This window comes from Myxococcus hansupus (assembly GCF_000280925.3).
GTDB classification, from domain to species: domain Bacteria; phylum Myxococcota; class Myxococcia; order Myxococcales; family Myxococcaceae; genus Myxococcus; species Myxococcus hansupus.
Map to the genome: position 1 here is coordinate 4,842,170 of NZ_CP012109.1, position 19,855 is coordinate 4,862,024.

The following is a 19,855-nucleotide window of genomic DNA, read 5'->3' on the forward strand; positions in this document are numbered from 1 at the left end:
ATCGAGGAAACCGCTCACGGCTCGTCGGCCATGTCATCGAGTTGGCCTTGTGCAAGCTGCCGGTAGTACGGCACGACTTCTTCGGCCAACACGTCACGCATGAGTTTCCGCGCGGTGTCGTAGTCGCCAGCACGCTGGTGTTGCCACATCACATGCAGCGCATCCGTAAGCCTGTTCGAGCCCTCCGAGATGCGGCGCGTCGCCTCTCGCATCAGCGCCAAGGCTCCCTCTTTCGTGCTCAACGCGGCCTCCGCATCGCGGATGGCGACCTCGTGCGCGGTTCGTAGCAACAGCGCTCGGACGTCATCCGAAAGCACCAGCGGCTCGTCATTCGTCAAGACGCGGCGGGACAGCGCGCGGAAGGGATTCCAATCAGGGCGGTCATCCATCAGTCAACGCCCCTTCTTTCGCTTCGGGCCACACATATCCAGGGGCCAATCCTGCTGCCCTTCGCACATGCGAAGGCAATCGTAACAGGGCCCGGCAAACAGCCCTTCTTTGCAGTCACCGTAGTTCCGAATGCACCGGCGTTTCCATTCGGGAAGCTCCGCGTTGTGAGTGTCGTCCCAGACGACAGGGACGTCACCCACTGCCTCCACGGCCATCTTGACGCCTGCCATGTGTGAGGCAGCCTCGCTCGCCGACAGGCCACACGCCTCGGGCATCCCAGGGTTACGCTGGATGCAACACGTCACGGTGTCGGTGCAGGTCGCCAGCGCGTACGTGTCGCGGCGACTGGATGCGACCGTGGTACTGCTGGTGCAGCCCAACAACGCCATGGCCCAAAGGCACGGCACGCCCAAGCGGGTAAGCTGGTTTCGCATGATGCGCAGGCTCCACGTTCCGTCTGCGCGAGGTGCCTACCACCCTGCGTGAGCAGCCGTCAGGGGAGATTTGCTCACAGGCGCTTGTTGGGCGCGTTCGCCATGCGATTCTGCGCCCCCCTGTCGCATAGCGAGTGTCAGACACTCCAGGTAGGGTAGCTCCTGCTCACGCCACCATGAACCCCGCCGAGAAAGCCGCCCTCTTCCTCGAGCGCCTCCGGGATGCGCATCCGGACGCGCGCTACGAACTCAACTGGTCCACCCCTTTCGAGCTGCTCGTGGCCACCATCCTGGCCGCGCAGTGCACGGATGAACGCGTCAACAAGGTGACCGCGACCGTCTTCCCCAAGTACCCGGGTCCCCAGGCCATCGCGGACGCGGACACCGCAGCGCTGGAGGAGGACCTCAAGCCCACCGGCTTCTTCAAGCAGAAGACCAAGTCCGTGCAGGCCATGAGCCGCGCGCTGCTGGAGAAATTCGGCGGGGAGGTGCCTCAGCGCATCGACGAACTGGTCACGCTCCCCGGCGTCGCGAGGAAGACCGCCAACGTCGTTCTCAACACCGCCTTCAACATCCCCTCCGGCATCATCGTCGACACCCACGTCGCGCGCGTCAGTCAGCGCTTGGGCCTGACGAAGAAGGAGAAACCCGAAGCGATTGAGGACGACCTCATGAAGCTCGTCCCCCAGTCCGACTGGACGTTCTTCGGCCCCGCGACCGTCCTTCACGGCCGGTACACCTGCACCGCGAAGAAGCCGAAGTGCAACGCGTGCATCGTGAGCAGCATCTGCCCACGCATTGGCGTCGAGGCCCCAGCGAGCTGACACCCGCCACGTGTGGGGCCCCACCTCGCCGGGCTACGCGTGTGTGTGGCCCCACTCCGGCGTCCCACCACGCGCCGCTCCGCGCGGCGAGCCCTCCACCAGCGACGTGACGCATTCCACGATGTGCTCGGCGTCGATGCCGGCGGCGCTCAGCAACTCCGCGGGCTTTCCAGAGCCGGGCATCTTCGTCACGGCCAGGCGAACTACCGTGGGCAGCCGCTCGCGCTCGCCCATGAAGGCCTCCAGCACCGCATCCGTCAGCCCGCCCTCGGCCCAGTGGTCCTCCACCACCACCAGCCGGCCATGCGTCTCGCGCGCGGCCTTGTGGAGCGTCTTCATGTCCACGGGCTTCACCGAGTAGAGGTCGATGACACGCACCGTGAGCCCCTCCCGCTTCATCTGTTCATACGCCTTCAGTGCCTCGTGCAACGTGATGCCCGCGGCCACCACGGTCGCCACGTCGTCGCCGGAGTGCCGCAACACCTTGCTGCCTCCAATAGGGAACGCCTCCGTGGCGGGGTAAAGCACCGGCGTCTTCTCGCGCGTGGTGCGCAGGTAGGTGATGCCCTGGCACTCCATCACCTGCGCCAACAGCTTCGCCGTCTGGTTCGCGTCGCTCGGATAGAGCACCGTGCTTCCGCTCACCGCGCGCATCATCGACAGGTCCTCCAATCCCATCTGCGAAGGACCGTCCTCGCCAATGGACACACCCGCGTGGCTGCCGCACAGGTGAATCGTCGCGTTGGAGACGGCCGCCATGCGAATCTGGTCATACGCGCGCGACAGGAAGGCCGCGAAGGTGCTGACGAAGGCCTTCTTTCCCAGCACCGCCATGCCCACCGCGGTGGACACCATGTTCTGCTCCGCGATGAACATCTCGAAATAGCGCTTCGGGTGCGCCTTGTGGAACTCGTCCGAATACGTGGAGTTGGACACCTCCGCGTCCAGCGCCACCACGTCCGGACGCGCGTTGCCCAGCGCCAGGAGCGCGTCGCCATACGCCTTGCGCGTCGCCACCTTCTCCCCGGCTTCGTACGTGGGCAGCGTCAGCGCCGCCGCCGCGTCCTGACGCGCCCCCTTCACCGCGTCCGGCTTCGCCACCTGGATGCGGACGTTCCGCTCCCCTCCGAGTTCGCCAATGGCCTCCCGGGCCTTGTCCTCTGGAAGCGGCTTGCCGTGCCAACCATCCTTGTTGGCGATGAGCGAGTAGCCACGCCCCTTCTCCGTCTTGCAGACGAGACAGGTCGGCTGGCCCTTCTTCGCCTGTGCCTCTGCGAAGGCGCGGTCGATGGCGTTCAGGTCATGGCCGTCCAGCGCGATGGCATGCCAACCGAACGCACGGGCTCGGGCCACATAGGCCTCCACGTTCCAGCCCAGCTCCGTCTCCCGGCTCTGCCCCAGTCGATTCACGTCGATGACCGCGCAGAGGTTGTCCAATTGGTAGTGACTGGCCTTGTCGAACGCCTCCCACACGGAGCCCTCGGCGGTCTCGCTGTCGCCCATCAGCACGTAGGTGCGGAAGGGCAGCCCGTCCATGCGCGCGGTGAGCGCCATGCCCACGCCGATGGCCAGGCCCTGCCCCAATGAGCCCGTCGCCACATCCACGAGCGGCAACACGTGCGGATTCGGGTGTCCCTCCAACCGGCTTCCCAACTTGCGGAGGGAGAGCAATTCCCGGTCATCGATGGCGCCAGCCGCCTTGAAGGCGGAGTAGAGGACCGGGCAGGCGTGTCCCTTGGAGAGCACGAAGCGGTCGTTGTTCCGCGCATGCGGCCGTTGGAAGTCGAAGCGCAGGTACTTCTCGAAGAGCACGGCGACGATGTCCGCCGCGGACATGGACGAGCTGGGGTGGCCCGAGCCCGCCGCCGTCGTGCAACGGATGCTGTCGATGCGCAGTTGCGCCGCGAGGTCCGCCAAGGTCGCCGTCATCGTGTCGCTCTCCGAGGTCTCTGGGACAGGAATGCCCTGGGTACGGTGTTGACGGCGCCCGCAGAGGAGAAGCGGTCCAACTCGCTGGCCCTGCGCCCGGGCGGAAACCGCGAGGGCCCGCCCGCTCGGCCGGGCGCGAGCGGCGGAGCGTGGACACTGTTAGGGAACGCCATTCGGGTGCCTCGCGCCCTCGCCGGGAGAATCCATGAATCCGCTGCGAAAGCTCGCTGAGTTCGGCCAATCCATCTGGGTGGACAACCTCCAGCGCAGCTACATCACGAAGGGCACGCTGAAGAAGTTCATCGAAGAGGATGGACTCACGGGCCTGACCTCCAACCCGACCATCTTCCAGAAGGCGGTGTCTGGCAGCGACGACTACCAGGACCTCTTCGACGCGGCGAAGGGTCGGGGCCTCTCCGGCAATGACTTGTACGAGCAACTGGCGGTGCGCGACGTCCAAGGCGCGGCGGACCTCCTTCGCGGGGTGTACGACGCGACGAAGGGACAGGACGGCTATGCATCGCTGGAGGTGTCCCCTCGGCTGGCGCTCGACACGAAGGCCACGCAGGAGGAGGCACGGCGGCTGTGGAAGACGCTCGACAGGCCCAACGTGATGATCAAGGTCCCGGGCACGGAGGCCGGCGTCCCGGCGTTCGAACAGCTCACCGCCGAGGGCATCAACGTCAACGTGACGCTGCTCTTCAGCCAAGCGCGCTACAAGCAGATCGCTGAGGCCTATGTGGCCGGACTGGAGAAGCTGGCCGCGTCCGGAGGAGATGTGAGCCGCGTCGCCAGCGTGGCGTCATTCTTTGTCAGCCGCATCGACGCCTTGGTGGACAAGGAGATTGAGAAGAAGCTGAAGGCAGGCGCCACGCCCGACCAGAAAAAGGCGCTGGAGGACCTGAGCGGCAAAGTCGCCATCGCCAACGCGAAGCTGGCGTACCGAACGTACAAGGAGGTCTTCAGTGGCGCGCGATGGAAGGCGCTCGAGGCGAAGGGCGCGAAGGTGCAGCGCGTCCTCTGGGCGAGCACCAGCACCAAGAGCCCGAAGTTGAGGGATGTGCTCTACGTGGAGGAGCTCATCGGCCGCGACACGGTGAACACCCTGCCCCCCGCGACCATCGATGCCTTCCGAGACCATGGCAAGGTGCGGGCGAGCCTGGAAGAGGACCTCCCCGGCGCGGAGGCGACCATGCGCCAGTTGGAGACGGCCGGCATCTCCATGAAGAGCGTCACCGAAGAGCTGGCGCGGGATGGCGTCCGCCTGTTCGAGGAGTCCTTCGACCAGCTACTCGCCGCGGTGGGTGAGAAGCTGAAGAAGACCTCATAGCGAAGGGCGCCTCGCTCCCCCTTGGGTCAGGGCACCAGCTGTTTCACGAGCGTCGCGAGCGCGGTGTCCGAGTCCTCCAACCACTGGATGCATTCCTCGGGGTCCACGGAAATGCCCCGTCCTACATGCGGGACGAAGACCGCGGGCACATAGGCGAGGAGGTAACTTCGTATCATCGGGCCGGTCGGCGTCTCGTGAAGGTCGTCGAAGTACCCAACCCACGTGTCCCACGGTGGCGTGTTGTGAACGTCGAAGTAACCGCCAGTCTGGGCCTCCGCTCCGCCATCCGCGGCCTCTTCGTCGGGGAAGAAGACGAGGAGGCGGCCCGGCAGAGTCCCCCACTCTATGGCGGGGACCTCAAGCCTTGAGCCCTTCAACGTCTTGTAGCGGACGCCTTGGGTCGCCCACACGAGGTTGGCCGGGCTGAGCCCAAGTCGACCCCATGCCTCGATATCCACTGGGTCAGGAAGCCCGCGCAGGCTCTCGCGAGGGGCTTGGTCGCGGGCCCGTGCCTCACACCAGGCGACCGTCTGCGCGAGTTCCGTGCGCAGTCGTTCGAGTGACGAGGTACAGTCGGGCTTGGACGAGATGAGCCGAGGAGACATGGCGAGAGCATGCCTTCGCGGACGTCCGCATCCAAGCGTTGGCAGGAGACCGAGCCCAAAGCACAGACGCGGCGAAGTCCAATTCGCGCGTGCGAGGTTGGGATTGGCGTGTCCGCTCCCGGGAGAACGGCGCGGACTGTCCGATCCTGGGACGCCAAAACATAATCATTCCCAATATGACGCATGGCAATCGGAACACGGCTGTGGCGTTTTCCCGTCACCATGGTCCCTGCCTCCGATTCCGCGGTTCAAGCGGCGCCCGCCGAAGCCCGTCCGGTGGATGCCAGTGAGCGATTGGAACTCCTCGATGCTTTGCGCGGCTTCGCGCTGCTCGGGGTCTTCGTCTCCAATGTAATGATGTGGTTCAGCGGACGGGTGTTCCGCCCTCCCGAAGTAGCCGAGGCCGCGGACAAAGCGGCCCCGCTGCTGGATTCCATCACCCAGTACGCCTACGAGATTCTCGTCTCCGGGAAATTCATCACCCTGTTCGCCTTCCTCTTCGGCCTGGGCTTCGCGGTGCAGCTCGGCCGCGCGGAGGCGCGGGGCGCGTCCATCGCCCCCCTCTACGCCCGGCGGCTCGTCGTGCTGTTCGGCATCGGGCTGATGCACCTGTTCCTGCTCTGGTATGGCGACATCCTTGCCTCCTATGCCGTCATGGGCTTTGGCCTGTTGCTGCTGAGGCGGCGCTCCGCTCGGACGTTGCTCATTGTCGCGGCGGCGCTTTGCTTCGTCTGGCCCATCATCCAGATCGTCATCATCCGCCTGCCTCGAATCCTGGCGGACACCCCCGAGGCGGGAGCCGCCATCATGAAGGCGGCGCGTGAACGCAGCCTGGCGAATCAGGCGGAGCTCCTGGCGGTCATCACCCAGGGGAGCTGGCTGAACGTGGTGATTCAGAACGCGCGCTACTACATCGCCGACTTCCTGCCGATGATCGCCGTCTCCAGCCTGTCCACCCTGGGCCGGTTCGTGCTCGGGCTCTGGGCCGGTCAGCAACGCATCTTCCACGACGTGTCCCGCCATCTGCGACTCTTCCGCCGCATGCTGGGCTGGGGGCTCGTGGCGGGCGTGGTGGGCAGCAGCGCGGGATTGACGGTCCACCTGCTCATGCGCTTCAAGGTCTACACGCCGGAGACGCTGCCGCTGTGGATTCCCTACGTGTTGGCTCCGCTGCGCAACCTGGCGCAGATAGGGTTCGCCGCCGCCTATGTGGCGTGCATCACCCTGCTCTTCCAGCGCACGGTCTGGCAGCGGGTGCTGAGCGTCCTCGCCCCCGCGGGCCGCATGGCGCTGACGAACTACCTGTCCCAAACGGTCATCAGCCTGCTCGTCTTCTACGGCTTCGGCTTGGGTCAGGTGAGCAAGCACGGCCCCTTCGCGTGCGTGGTCTTCTGCCTGAGCATCTTCTGCGTCCAGGTCCTGTGGAGCCACCTGTGGCTGGCGCGCTTCCGCTTCGGGCCCGTGGAGTGGGTGTGGCGCTCGCTGACGTACGGGAAGGCGCAGCCTATGCGGCGCTCCTCGTCGGACAGTCCCCCCTCGCCCATGGCGGCGTGAGGGCATGGGGAGGCCAGCGCGGCGCCAAGTCCTATGAGAAGCGGTACTTCACGGCCCGATTGTCAGCGACCTTCGTCGCGGTGCACACATCGACCCGGCCCGATGTTCCCCCGATCGCCCCCTGGACTTTCCTCCCGCGCGCGTGGTGAGCATCAAACAGCCCATGTCGAACCTGGACCTGTTTCCGCCGGCCCCACCCTCGTCCGAGCCGGGCCCGCTGGACCGGCTGTTGAAAGTGTCCCGCCTCTACGTGGAGACGGGTGTCGAGGAGCACCTGCGAGGCCGGGAGATTCTCGCGCGCTTCCCGGACGCGGAGCGCATCCCCGTGGCGTCGCACCAGGGCATCCCCGGCCTGTTCGGCAACGAAGGCAACGCGGAGGCGTGGAACCGCATCAAGGGCAGCACGCTGGTGCTGGGCGTGAAGAAGACGATGTCCTTCACGCCCAATGGCCGAAGCTGTGACTTCATCCCGCCGTCCGCCGCCAACGGCTGCGTCATGAGCTGCGCCTACTGCTACGTGCCCCGCCACAAGGGCTTCGCCAACCCCGTCACCGTCTTCGTCAACATCGACCGCATCCTGGCGTCCATCCGCCGCCACGCGCGACGGCTGGGGCCCAAGACGGAGCCCAACAGCGTGGACCCGCGCTACTGGGCCTATGACATCGGCTGCAACAGCGACTGCGCCGCGGACGCCGCGCTCAGCGACAACGTGCGCGACCTGGTGCGCCTGTTCACCACGCTGCCCAACGCCATGGGCACCTTCGCCACCAAGTGGGTGAACCGCGAGCTGCTCACCTACGCCCCCAAGGGCAAGACGCGCATCCGCTTCAGCCTGATGCCCGCCGCCAAGGCGAAGCTGCTCGACGTGCGCACCAGCCCCATCGCCGAGCGCCTTGCCGCCATCGACGACTTCGTGGCCGCCGGATACGAGGTCCACCTCAACTTCTCCCCGGTCGTCGTCTACGAGGGCTGGCAGGAGGAGTACGACGCGCTGTTCCAACAGGTGGACGCGGCCATGGGCCCCGCCGCCAAGGCGCAGCTCGCCGCGGAGGTCATCTTCCTCACCCACCACGCGGGCCTCCACGAGGTGAACCTGCGCTGGCACCCCAAGGCCGAGTCCCTGCTCTGGACGCCGGACACCCAGGAGGCCAAGGTGTCCCAGGGCGGAGGCCACAACGTGCGCTACCGCACCGGCCTCAAGGGCCGGCTGGTGGCCGAATTCCAGGAATTGATGGCCCGCCGCCTGCCCTACTGCCGGGTGCGCTACGCGTTTTGAGCCGTCCCCCGTGTCAGGGGTGTGACGGAGTCGGCCCGGGCTGTGGCAGACTCGACCGGACCATGTGGGATTGGGTCCGCCAACTGGCGGAGTGGTCGCGGGACGATGTTCCGTTCGCCGTGGCGACCGTGACGGTGTGTCAGGGAAGTACCCCCGCCGAGCCCGGCGCGAAGCTGCTCGTGCGCGCGGATGGGACGTTCCACGGCACCGTCGGTGGAGGACACCTGGAGCAGCTCGTCCTGGCGGACGCCCGCGCCTGCCTGGAGAAAGGGGAACCCCGTGCGTACCGGTATCCGCTGGGCTCGAAGCTCGGCCAATGCTGCGGCGGCGTGGTGGATGTCTTCGTGGAGCCCGTGAATCACGGCCCGCGCCTGTACCTCTTCGGTGCCGGCCACGTGGGCCAGGCCCTGTGCCGCACGCTGGACGGCACCCCTTTTCAGGTCCACCTCGTGGACGAGCGCCCGGAGTGGCTCCAGGGCGAGCGCATCCCCGCCTCCGTCATCCGCCATGGAGACGGCTGGGACACCTTCGCCTCCCGCGCCGTCTGGGACGCGCGCCGCACGTACGTCGCGGTGATGACGCACCGGCACGACGTGGACCAGGACATCATCGCCTTCGCCCTGGAGAAGCCCGCGCGCTACGTGGGCCTCATCGGCAGCAACACGAAGTGGGCCCGCTTCCGGCAGCGGCTGGAAGCCCGGGGCGCCACCGCGGCCCAGTTGGCCCGCGTGCGCTGTCCCATGGGCCTGGAGATTGGTGGCAAGTCGCCCCAGGAAGTCGCGGTGAGCATCGCCGCGGGGCTCCTCCAACTCCACCACCAGGGCGCCAACGCCCCGGGTGCGGACACTGACACTTCCGCCGAGGCACCGGCCTCGGAGACGCCCCGCCTGCGCGGGGTCTCCTCAGGAGAATGAGCAACATGTTCGAGTTCCGGCTCAATGGCGCGACGGTCCGCGTCGACGGCGTCTCCCCCAACACCACGCTGCTCGACTTCCTGCGCAACCGAGGCCTCACGGGGACCAAGCAAGGCTGCGCCGAGGGTGACTGCGGCGCGTGCACCGTGGCGCTGGTGGACCGGGATGCCCAGGGCAACCGCTGTCTGCGCGCCTTCAACGCCTGCATCGCCCTGGTGCCCATGGTGGCCGGCCGCGAGCTGGTGACGGTGGAAGGCGTGGGCAGCAGCGAGAAGCCCCACCCCGTGCAGCAGGCCATGGTGAAGCACTACGGTTCGCAGTGCGGCTTCTGCACGCCGGGCTTCATCGTCTCCATGGCGGAGGGGTATTCGCGCAAGGACGTCTGTACCCCGTCGTCGGTGGCGGACCAGTTGTGTGGCAACCTCTGCCGCTGCACCGGCTACCGCCCCATCCGCGACGCGATGATGGAGGCGCTGGCCGAGCGCGACGCGGACGCGTCCCCCGCCACCGCGATTCCCTCCGCGCCGCTCGGAGGTCCGGCCGAGCCCCTGTCCGCGCTGCACTACGAGGCCACCGGACAGACGTTTCTGCGGCCCACCTCGTGGAAAGAGCTGCTCGATTTGCGCGCCCGGCACCCCGAGGCGCACCTGGTCGCGGGCGCCACCGAGCTGGGCGTGGACATCACCAAGAAGGCCCGCCGCTTCCCCTTCCTCATCTCCACCGAGGGCGTGGAGTCCCTGCGCGAGGTGCGCCGCGAGAAGGACTGCTGGTATGTGGGCGGCGCGGCGTCGCTGGTGGCGCTGGAGGAGGCGCTGGGTGACGCGCTGCCCGAGGTGACGAAGATGCTCAACGTCTTCGCCTCGCGGCAGATTCGCCAGCGCGCCACCCTGGCCGGCAACCTGGTGACGGCCTCGCCCATTGGTGACATGGCGCCGGTGCTGCTCGCGCTGGATGCGCGGCTCGTGCTGGGCTCGGTCCGGGGCGAGCGCACGGTGGCGCTGTCGGAGTTCTTCCTCGCCTACCGGAAGACGGCGCTCCAGGCCGACGAGGTCGTCCGCCACATCGTCATTCCCCATCCCGCGGTACCCGAGCGCGGACAGCGGCTGTCCGACTCCTTCAAGGTGTCCAAGCGCCGCGAGCTGGACATCAGCATCGTCGCCGCGGGCTTCCGCGTGGAGCTGGACGCCCATGGCGTGGTGAGTCTGGCGCGGCTGGGCTACGGCGGCGTCGCGGCCACGCCGGTGCGCGCGGTGCGTGCGGAAGCGGCGCTCACGGGCCAGCCCTGGACGCGAGAGACGGTGGACCAGGTGCTGCCGGTGCTCGCGGAGGAAATCACGCCCATCAGCGACCAGCGCGGCAGCGCCGAGTACCGTCGCGGTCTGGTGGCCGGCCTGTTCGAGAAGTTCTTCGCTGGCACCTACAGCCCCGTGCTGGACGCCGCGCCGGGCTTCGAAAAGGGAGACGCGCAGGTCCCCGCCGACGCGGGCCGTGCGCTGCGGCACGAAAGCGCGATGGGCCACGTGACGGGGAGCGCGCGGTACGTGGACGACCTGGCGCAGCGGCAGCCCATGCTGGAGGTCTGGCCGGTGTGCGCGCCCCATGCCCACGCCCGCATCCTCAAGCGGGACCCGACCGCGGCGCGCAAGGTTCCCGGCGTGGTGCGGGTGCTCATGGCCGAGGACATCCCCGGCACGAATGACACCGGCCCCATCCGCCACGACGAGCCGCTGCTGGCCGACCGCGAGGTGCTGTTCCACGGGCAGATTGTCGCGCTGGTGGTGGGCGAGTCCGTGGAGGCCTGCCGCGCGGGCGCTCGCGCCGTGGAGGTGGAGTACGAGCCCCTGCCCGCCATCCTCACCGTCGAGGACGCGATGGCGCAGGGCAGCTACCACACCGAGCCGCACGTCATCCGCCGGGGCGACGTGGACGCGGCGCTGGCCAGCAGCCCCCACCGTCTGTCCGGAACGATGGCCATTGGCGGCCAGGAGCACTTCTACCTGGAGACCCAGGCCGCCTTCGCCGAACGCGGGGATGACGGCGACATCACCGTGGTCTCCTCGACGCAGCACCCGTCCGAGGTGCAGGCCATCATCTCGCACGTGCTGCACCTGCCGCGCAGCCGCGTGGTGGTGAAGTCGCCGCGCATGGGCGGCGGCTTCGGTGGCAAGGAGACGCAGGGCAACTCGCCCGCCGCGCTGGTCGCGCTGGCCTCGTGGCACACCGGGCGCCCGACGCGGTGGATGATGGACCGCGACGTGGACATGGTGGTGACGGGCAAGCGCCACCCGTTCCATGCGGCCTACGAAGTGGGCTTCGATGACGAGGGCAAGCTGCTGGCCCTGCGCGTGCAGTTGGTGTCCAACGGCGGATGGTCCCTGGACCTGTCCGAGTCCATCACCGACCGCGCGCTGTTCCACCTGGACAACGCGTACTACGTGCCGGCGCTGACCTACACCGGCCGGGTGGCGAAGACACACCTGGTCTCCAACACCGCCTTCCGCGGCTTCGGCGGCCCACAGGGGATGCTGGTGACGGAGGAGGTCCTCGCGCACGTGGCCCGGAGCGTGGGCGTTCCCGCGGACGTGGTGCGCGAGCGCAACCTCTACCGGGGCACCGGTGAGACGAACACCACGCACTACGGACAGGAGCTGGAGGACGAGCGCATCCACCGCGTGTGGGAGGAGCTGAAGCGCACGTCGGACTTCGAGCAGCGGCGCGCGGAGGTGGACGCCTTCAACGCCAGGTCGCCGTTCATCAAGCGGGGGCTCGCCATCACCCCCATGAAGTTCGGCATCTCCTTCACCGCCACCTTTCTCAACCAGGCTGGCGCGCTGGTGCACCTGTACCGCGACGGTTCGGTGATGGTGTCGCACGGCGGAACGGAGATGGGCCAGGGCCTGCACACGAAGGTGCAGGGCGTGGCCATGCGTGAGCTGGGCGTCGAGGCCAGCGCGGTGCGCATCGCGAAGACGGCGACGGACAAGGTGCCCAACACCTCCGCCACCGCGGCCTCCAGTGGCTCGGACTTGAACGGCGCCGCGGTGCGACTGGCCTGCATCACCCTGCGCGAGCGGTTGGCGCCGGTGGCGGTGCGACTGCTGGCGGACCGTCACGGGCGCACGGTGGCTCCGGAGGCCTTGCTCTTCAGCGAGGGCAAGGTGGGGCTGCGGGGCGAGCCCGAGGTGTCCCTGCCCTTCGCCAACGTGGTGGAGGCCGCCTACCTGGCGCGCGTGGGCCTCTCCGCGACGGGCTACTACCAGACGCCGGGCATCGGCTACGACAAGGCCAAGGGCCGCGGGCGCCCCTTCCTCTACTTCGCCTACGGCGCGTCCGTGTGCGAGGTGGAGGTGGACGGCCACACGGGCGTCAAGCGCGTGCTGCGCGTGGACCTGTTGGAAGACGTGGGCGACTCGCTCAACCCCGGCGTGGACCGTGGGCAGATTGAAGGTGGCTTCGTCCAGGGTCTGGGCTGGCTCACGGGCGAGGAGCTGCGCTGGGATGCGAATGGCCGGCTGCTGACGCACTCGGCCAGCACCTACGCGGTGCCCGCCTTCAGCGACGCGCCCATCGACTTCCGGGTCCGGCTGCTGGAGCGCGCGCACCAGCACAACACCATTCATGGAAGTAAGGCCGTGGGCGAGCCGCCGCTCATGCTCGCCATGTCCGCGCGCGAGGCGCTGCGCGATGCAGTGGGGGCCTTCGGTCAGGCGGGCGGCGGCGTCGCGCTGGCGTCCCCCGCCACGCACGAGGCACTGTTCCTCGCCATCCAGAAGCGCCTGTCACGCGGCGCCCGCGAGGACGGACGCGAGGCAGCGTGACATATGTATGTCACCAAGCGCCTATCACCCGGCGCCAGGGAGGGCGGCCGCGAGGCGGCGTGACATATGTCGCCAAGCGCCTGTCACCCGGCGCCAGTGAAGGTGGCCTCGAGTCGGCGTGACATACATATGTCACCGCGAGGCCTGGAGGCGCTCCCGCCGGTAGCCCTCTGGGCTGGTGCCCCACCAGCGCTTGAAGGCCCGGTGGAACGCCACCGGGTCCGCGTAGCCGAGGAGGAAGGAGACTTCGGCGATGGACATCCGCCGCTGGAGGTATGACGCGGACAGCTCACGGCGCAGGGCTTCGACGATGGCCGCGTAGCTCTGCCCCTCCGCCGCCAGCCGCCGCTGGAGCGTGCGCGGAGGTTGGCGCAGCGCCCGGGCGACGGCCACGAAGGAGAAGTCGCCTCCCGCCAACGCGCGCCCCACTTGCTCCCGGACGCGTTCGCTGACAGTCATCACACCAGCGGGCAGGCGCTCCAACACCCGCTGCGCCTGACGCTCGAACATGGTGTTGAGCAACGCATCCGCGTGAACGAAGGGCCGCTGGGCGGCCTCGTGGGAGAAGTCGATGGCGCTGAAGGCCGCGCCGAACTCCAGGGGACAGCCGAAGAGGGCTTCGTGCTCGCGGAGGTCCGGGGGTGCTTCATGCCGGAAGCGGACGCACAGCGGCCGCACGTCCACGCCGGTGAAGGCCCGCACGCCGGTGGCGAACTGCACGAGCGCCGCCTCGACGAGGTGCCGGTGCGCGGGACGCGGGGCGCCCACGGGCGTGAAGCGCATCCGGACACCGCCCTCCAGTTCCTCCATCTGGAAGCGCTCCCCGTCTCCCCAGACGCGCTGGTAGCGACAGCCGCGCACCATGGCGTCGTGGAGCGTCGCGCTGGTGAGGACGACAAAGGTGGCCGGGTCATCCAGGTCCACCAGGTCCACGCGGGCAATGTGCAGGCCCAGGTTGGCGTCGCCGGACAAGGCCTCGGCCCGCTCCAGCAGGCCGTCCAGCGCGGCATAGGGAATCCGCAGCTCCGGGTCGTCGAGGTCCTCCTCCCGAAAGCCCGCCTCGCGGCACAGCGCCTCGACGGGAAGCCCCAGCGTCCCCGCGAGCCGGAGCGCCTGACGCGCCAGCCGGGCGGACAACGCGGGTTCATGGAGGGAGGACTCCGTCGGCTTCACCACGTCCCGACGCTAATGGTGGGCTGGCGCGCGCGGCAAGCCGTTCTGTCGCCAGCCGTCAGTGCGCGGACACCGAAGGGCTTGCACGCTCGGTCCATGGACGACACGCCCTCACTGCTTCCCCGACTGCACCTCTTCGAGTTCACCGACCAGGACTGGTTTCCCAACGCGCTGCGGGACTTGGCCACCGACTACCTCCACACCATCAGCACGCGCATGGGCATGTTCGACGCCGCCACGGAAATCCTGGCGCGAGGCCTCCTGAGCGCGCAGGGCCCGGAGCTGGTGGACCTGGGCTCGGGCGGCCGGGGCCCCCTGCCGAGACTGCGCAAGCTGCTCGCGGAGAAGCACGGCATCGACGCGCGCGTGATGCTCACCGACAAGTTCCCCAACACCCAGGCCGCCGAACGGGCGCGGGCGGAGGGCGTCGACTACCAGGAGCGCTCGGTGGACGCGCTCCAGGTGCCCGCGGACCTGCGGGGCATGCGCACGCTCTTCAACGCCCTGCACCACTTCCGGCCCGATGAGGCCCGCGCCGTGCTCGCCGACGCGCAGGCCCGGGGCGTTCCCATCGCCGCGTTCGAGACGGTCCGCCGCACGCCCCCGGCCATCCTGTCCATGCTGCTGGTGCCGCTGCTGGTGCTCATCTTCACGCCGATGGTCAGGCCGCTGACGCCGATGCGCCTGCTGCTGACGTACGTGCTCCCGGTGGCCCCCCTCATCATCTTCTGGGACGGGCTGGTGTCCGCGCTGCGCACCCACCAACCCGACGAGCTGCGGCGGATGACGGACTCGCTCGCGCGCGACGGCTACCGGTGGGAGGTGGGCGAGGCGAAGGCGCCCGGGAAGCCCGCCATCACCTACGTGCTCGGCCGGCCCCAGCGCTGAGGCTCAACGCACGTGCAGCAGGGCCAGGAGCACGAAGATGCCGTTGAGGCCCACGCCCACGGACATGTACCCGCCGCTCGCCTGGGACATGCCCGCGGCGACGTTGACGTGGCCAATGTAGCTCCAGGCCAGCTTGGCGCCCACCTCCGCGCCCACGTTGAAGCCAGGGTCGCGGGAGTAACGGGTCGCCGTGCCCATCATCACGCGGCCGTAGGGCACCAGCCAGGACCTCGCGAAGTGCTGATAGCCCACGAAGCCGTTCCACTCGGAGACGCCCAGGCTCGTATAGGCCAGGTTCGTCCCGATGCTGAGCCGCCGGTCCAGGAAGGCCATGGGCTGGATGTTGAGGGCGAGGTCCGCCGTGGGCCGCCACGCGCCAATGCGGTACTGCATGGCGAAGTCGAAGGGCGGCTTGTCGAGCGCCGGCGCCTCATGGCGCAGCTTCGCCGCGGCCCGCGCGTGGTCGGGACCGCCGCGCGCCTCGTACAACTCCGCGAGCGCCAGGGCGCCCTCCTCGCTGTCGTTCTCATACACGGTGACGAGCGGCGCCTCCGCGCCGGCCAGGTTCCCGTCCGCGATGCGCAACCGCCCCAGCGCCAGGCAGCCTCGCTCCGAGCCCCCGTCACACGCGCGCACGAAGGCATCCTCGGCCTGGCTCCGGTCTCCATCCTGCAGGAGTTGATCGCCCCACTCGTTGCACGCCCAGAGCTGGCCTCGGTCGCAAGCCGTGCCCCGAGGAAGGGCCTGCGAGGTCGCGCAGGCCACGAAGAGAGGGGTCATCAACACCAGGACTGCCAGTCGCCGCATGTCCGGTATTCAACCACAAGCAGGCTCGGATGGCTGCCTGCCCTCCGAACGGACGGGACAGCCCGGCCAGCCCTCTATTCCCAGTGTGCCCCCTGGCCATGGGGAGGGGGAGCACAGACCTTGGGGAAGAAGGAGGATCCGTGGCGCCAGTTGCCTATCAAGAAGACGGGGGGTTTCGATGAAGGTCCCGGAGATGCTGGAGCACCTGCCGGGGGTCGGCCCCCTGCTCGGTCGCATGGCCCACGGACAGGACGAGACGCTGCCGCGGCGAGAAACGACCGTCACCTTGCCGGACTTCGCCGCCGTGAGCCTGCCCCGGACGGAACGGGCGCTCGGCGACGGCCGAACAGTCCTCGTTCGTCACCCGTCGGCGCGCGCACCCCGCGGCCCCGGGCTCTCGGTGATGACCTACAACATCCTGCTCGGCGGACAACGCCGGGAGGCGCTGCTGGCCTACTTCGACGAACTCGAGGCCCAGGGCCGGATGCCGGACGTGATTGGCCTCCAGGAGGCCAACGTCCCCATTTCGGTGCTCCTGGCGGAGCGCTACGGCTTCCACCTGGCCTATCAAGGCCATGACGGTGGCCCCGGCAGCCGGCTGCTGAACGGCAAGGCCTTCCTCACCCGCCACCCGCTCGTGGACGCGGCGCACTTCACGTACGACATCCCCGACGCGGAGCGGGACGCCGCCATCATGCGGCGCGGGGGAGACCCCTGCGAGATTCCCGAGGACCGCGGCGCGCTCTTCGTGCGGCTGGAGGTGGAGGGGCACCCCGTCGTCCTCTACAACGTGCACCACACGTTGGGAGACTCCAGCATCAACGCGCTCAACCTCCGGCAGCTCAACGCGCTGTTGCACCAACGCGAGGTCATCCACGCGGTGGTGCTGGGGGACTTCAACGCCAACACCGCCATCAAGACGGGTGGCTCGTGGTTGATGGCGCACCTGCGGACGTACGACGACACCGACACGGTGGAGGAGTACGAGGTGCGCTACGGAGAACCCCACGCCAGCGTAGGGGACCGGGGCGTGGGCAACATCGCCGACCCCCGGCTGCGCCATGAGTTGCACGTGCTGGAAGAGGGCCTGCCGGAGACCATCGCGCACGCCACCACCGCCCAGGTGCGGCTGCCGGACGGCGTGCTGATGACACCGAAGCAGGCCTGCGCCGAGCTGCGCTCCGGCAAGGTGAAGCGTGGCAGCGAACACTGGCTGCGGCTCCAGGATATCGCCGACAGCGCCACCCTCACGTCGCTGCCTGACGAAAACGGCGTGGTGCCCGCGACGGGCAAGCGCTTCGACAACCTGTACGCCAGCCCGGGACTGGTGCCCCGCCTCTTCGAGGTGGACCGAAGCACCGAGTCCTCGGACCATCAACCCGTGATTGCCCACTACGACGTGCGCAGCCCCGGAGCGAAGGACGGCAAGCCCGCCGCCAACACCCCGCAGCGCCCTTCCTGACGTGAAAGGCCTGGCCCCTCCGCTGGGGCCAGGCCCGTCCGTCTCGGCTCAGGGACCCGCGGGACACGCCGGCATCGACGTAATCCACGCGTCCATGAGCGCCGTGCCCTCCGTGTCCTTGATGGCCGAGGCCAGGGGCGGCATGCGCGTCGTCGACAGCGAGTGCATGCGCCGCGCGAGCACCGACTTCGACGGGTCACCCGGCGCGATGAGCATGGCCCCCTCCACGCCCAGCTCCCCTTGCTGCGGAGCCAGGCCGCAGACCTTCATCCCGGCCACCGGCGTGGAGAAGCGCAGGTCCGACTCGCCGCGCCCCAGGCCGTTGGGCCGGTGGCAGACGGCGCAGTTCGCGTGGAGGTAGGCCTTCGCGCGCGCCTCCACGGGCTCGGGGCCGCCATACGTGGGCATGCGGGGCAACTGCTCCACGGGCCCGGGGAGCGTCAGCACGCCGATGTGCGCCAGCGTCGCGAGCTGCGGCGCCAGCCGCGCGCCCGGGTATTCGAAGTCCCGGTTGAGCTGCGCGACCTCCAGCCCCAGCACGAAGCCCGCGGTGGCGTTGTGGCACTGCATGCACTCGCCCCGGCTGGGGAAGGTCCAGGTCTGCGTCCCCACCAGCTTCGACTTGCCCGCGTCCAGCAGCACCGCGTCCGTGCCCGCGTCGTTCCACTCGTACGAGTAACCCGCCCAGACCCCGTCCGGGTGGCGCATGAAGAGCCGCGTCTCCACCCGGCGCCCGCCCAGGAGGAAGGTCTTCACGGCCACCGTGCCGTTGGGCGCATCCAGCACGCCCTCCGGCCCCACCGTCATCGACGTGCCATCCGGGACGCCCATGAAGCGCTCCTTCTGCGCGCCGTCCGACCACAGCGGGGCATTCACGTCATACGGGATGAGGCCCGCCGCCGGCAGCTTCACGTCCGCCGGGTTCGCGCAGCCGGTGGCGGACAACAGCGTGGGGAAGGCCTCGCTGCCCGGCGCCGCGGGCAAGGTGGGGATGATGCGGTGCAGGCCACCACCCGCGAAGTCCAACACGAAGAGCTCACCGTCGTTCATCTCCGCGAAGGAGGAGATGCTGAGCGCGGTGGTGAAGAGCACCTCCGGCTTCGCGCCGCCGCCCGGCACGGCATCCCCTGGCAGCGACCAGACGCGGCCCGAACCGAAGTCACCGAAGACGTACCGCCCCACGAGCGCTGGCACCGCGGTCCCCCGGTACACGTAGCCGCCCGTGACGGAGACGCCCTCGCCTCGGCCGTAGGTGGCCACGGGAGGCGTCAGCCCCGGGGCGTCACAACCACCGCGCACGCATTCGGTGCCCTCCAGGATGCTCCACCCGTAGTTGCCGCCCAGCTCGACGCGGTTGATCTCCTCCTGGAGCTTCTCGCCCACGTCCCCCAGCCACAGGGCGCCGGTGCTCCGGTCGAAGCTCCAGCGCCACGGGTTGCGGAAGCCAGTGGCGTAGATTTCCTTCCGGCCGCCCGCCGTCGCGTACGGATTGGTGGGCGGGATGGCGTAGGGCCGCACGCCGTTCACATCCAGCCGCAGCATCTTCCCCAAGAGCTCGTTGGGGTTCTGCGACGTCCGGTTCGGGTCGATGCGCCCGCCGCCATCACCGAAGGCGAAGTAGAGAAAGCCGTCCGGACCGAACGCGAGGTGTCCGCCCTTGTGCGTCGAGAAGGACTGGTCCTGTTCGAGCACCACCTCCGCGCTCGCCGGATCCAGCGTGGCGCCACCATCCAGGCTGCGGAAGCGGACGATGGACGAGCGCAGCCCTCCCATCTCGGTGGGCCCCACGTAGGAGAGGAACACCTCGCCATTGGTGGCGAACGCCGGGTGGAAGGCCATGCCCAGCAGACCCGTTTCGTCGTACTCCGCGTTCACCCGGGCAGCGACGTCGATGAACACCGAGTTCACGGGTGGAGCCGCGCTCGGATCGAACCAGCGCACCTGGCCGCCCCGCTCCACCACATAGATGCGGCGGTTGTCGCCCGGCGCCTGGAGCGCGAACACGGGCTGGGAGAAGCTCAGCTCCGGAAAGGCGCGCTCGATGTTCACCCCCGTGGGGTCCGCGGGCCGAGGGGGCGCGACACACGTGGGGTTGGCGGGCCGCGCGTCCATCCCGAAGAGCGCCTGCGCATCCGGGCCGTCCGCGTCTGACGACGGCGGCGTGCCCCCATCGCCCTCCGCGCCCGTCCCCGCGTCGCTCGTGGGGTCGATGATTTCGTTTCCATCCCCGGGCCCAGACCCATCCGAGGCACCCGGACATGCGAGGGAGATGCCGAGCAGGCTTAACGCGAGCACCAGCAGGCTCAGCAGTATCGGCAGTGATGGATGTCGTTGTTTCATGGCGATGCGGTGGTCAGAGGCAGGGCCGGAAGCCAGGGCCCTGTTCTCCCGTCGGAGTCGGGTCTGCCGAATGCCGGACCGCGTACGCGCCTGGCGTCGTGAAGTGGGCGG

General features: G+C 68.8%; 15 protein-coding genes. 8 read left to right on the forward strand and 7 right to left on the reverse strand.

The features are described from left to right. Positions 1-14: 14 nt before the first annotated feature. Together A176_RS18580 and A176_RS41235 are read right to left on the reverse strand one after the other, a co-directional pair. Entirely contained in the window at positions 15-389 is a 375-nt protein-coding gene (locus A176_RS18580) for a DUSAM domain-containing protein (RefSeq protein ID WP_002640509.1), read from the reverse strand. 3 nt (positions 390-392) lie between these two features. After that, the gene (locus A176_RS41235) at positions 393-824 is read right to left on the reverse strand and encodes a hypothetical protein (protein WP_226993912.1); all 432 of its coding nucleotides are present in this window, start codon (positions 822-824) and stop codon (positions 393-395) included. A 176-nt stretch (positions 825-1,000) separates the two neighbouring features. Here A176_RS41235 and nth point away from each other — a divergent pair, with 176 nt between their 5' ends. Further along, positions 1,001-1,648, forward strand: coding sequence for an endonuclease III (nth, locus tag A176_RS18590; RefSeq protein ID WP_002640511.1), 648 nt, complete (start codon positions 1,001-1,003; stop codon positions 1,646-1,648). A gap of 33 nt (positions 1,649-1,681) precedes the next feature. Here the strand turns inward: nth and A176_RS18595 are convergent, their stop codons facing one another. Beyond that, a complete protein-coding gene (locus A176_RS18595; protein WP_226994401.1) occupies positions 1,682-3,610 on the reverse strand; it encodes a transketolase in 1,929 nt (642 codons plus the stop codon). A 172-nt stretch (positions 3,611-3,782) separates the two neighbouring features. Between A176_RS18595 and tal the strand changes: the two genes are divergently transcribed. Continuing rightward, on the forward strand, positions 3,783-4,907 hold the full coding sequence (gene tal, locus A176_RS18600) for a transaldolase (RefSeq protein ID WP_002640513.1): 1,125 nt from the start codon (positions 3,783-3,785) through the stop codon (positions 4,905-4,907). Positions 4,908-4,933: 26 nt separating this feature from the next. On the opposite strand, the gene A176_RS40025 is transcribed toward tal, so the two are convergent. After that, a complete protein-coding gene (locus tag A176_RS40025; protein WP_049872335.1) occupies positions 4,934-5,512 on the reverse strand; it encodes a hypothetical protein in 579 nt (192 codons plus the stop codon). A gap of 183 nt (positions 5,513-5,695) precedes the next feature. On the opposite strand from A176_RS40025, the gene A176_RS18610 reads away from it, so the two are divergent. The 4 genes from A176_RS18610 (at position 5,696) to xdhB (ending at position 13,074) form a co-directional block, all read left to right on the forward strand. Next, positions 5,696-7,066, forward strand: coding sequence for a DUF418 domain-containing protein (locus tag A176_RS18610; RefSeq protein WP_226993913.1), 1,371 nt, complete (start codon positions 5,696-5,698; stop codon positions 7,064-7,066). Positions 7,067-7,229: 163 nt separating this feature from the next. Beyond that, positions 7,230-8,342, forward strand: a complete 1,113-nt coding sequence (locus A176_RS18615) for a spore photoproduct lyase family protein (protein ID WP_044891033.1) — start codon at positions 7,230-7,232, stop codon at positions 8,340-8,342. A gap of 62 nt (positions 8,343-8,404) precedes the next feature. Then, positions 8,405-9,256 (forward strand): xanthine dehydrogenase accessory protein XdhC, encoded by an 852-nt coding sequence (gene xdhC / locus A176_RS18620; protein WP_002640517.1) that lies wholly within the window; start codon positions 8,405-8,407, stop codon positions 9,254-9,256. After that, on the forward strand, positions 9,253-13,074 hold the full coding sequence (gene xdhB / locus A176_RS18625; protein WP_044891022.1) for a xanthine dehydrogenase molybdopterin binding subunit: 3,822 nt from the start codon (positions 9,253-9,255) through the stop codon (positions 13,072-13,074). The genes xdhC and xdhB overlap by 4 nt, the downstream gene beginning before the upstream one ends. A 132-nt stretch (positions 13,075-13,206) precedes the next feature. Here the strand turns inward: xdhB and A176_RS18630 are convergent, their stop codons facing one another. Then, on the reverse strand, positions 13,207-14,250 hold the full coding sequence (locus A176_RS18630) for an AraC family transcriptional regulator (protein ID WP_002640519.1): 1,044 nt from the start codon (positions 14,248-14,250) through the stop codon (positions 13,207-13,209). A 93-nt stretch (positions 14,251-14,343) separates the two neighbouring features. Between A176_RS18630 and A176_RS18635 the strand changes: the two genes are divergently transcribed. Continuing rightward, entirely contained in the window at positions 14,344-15,135 is a 792-nt protein-coding gene (locus A176_RS18635) for a class I SAM-dependent methyltransferase (RefSeq protein ID WP_002640520.1), read from the forward strand. Between the two features lie 3 nt (positions 15,136-15,138). On the opposite strand, the gene A176_RS18640 is transcribed toward A176_RS18635, so the two are convergent. After that, a complete protein-coding gene (locus tag A176_RS18640) occupies positions 15,139-15,942 on the reverse strand; it encodes a tetratricopeptide repeat protein (RefSeq protein ID WP_002640521.1) in 804 nt (267 codons plus the stop codon). A gap of 178 nt (positions 15,943-16,120) precedes the next feature. On the opposite strand from A176_RS18640, the gene A176_RS18645 reads away from it, so the two are divergent. Beyond that, a complete protein-coding gene (locus A176_RS18645) occupies positions 16,121-17,404 on the forward strand; it encodes an endonuclease/exonuclease/phosphatase family protein (RefSeq protein ID WP_002640522.1) in 1,284 nt (427 codons plus the stop codon). 48 nt (positions 17,405-17,452) lie between these two features. Here A176_RS18645 and A176_RS18650 read toward each other — a convergent pair whose 3' ends face one another. Next, positions 17,453-19,744: a PQQ-dependent sugar dehydrogenase gene (locus A176_RS18650; protein ID WP_002640523.1), complete on the reverse strand. Its 2,292-nt coding sequence runs from the start codon at positions 19,742-19,744 to the stop codon at positions 17,453-17,455. Between the last annotated feature and the right edge of the window lie 111 nt (positions 19,745-19,855).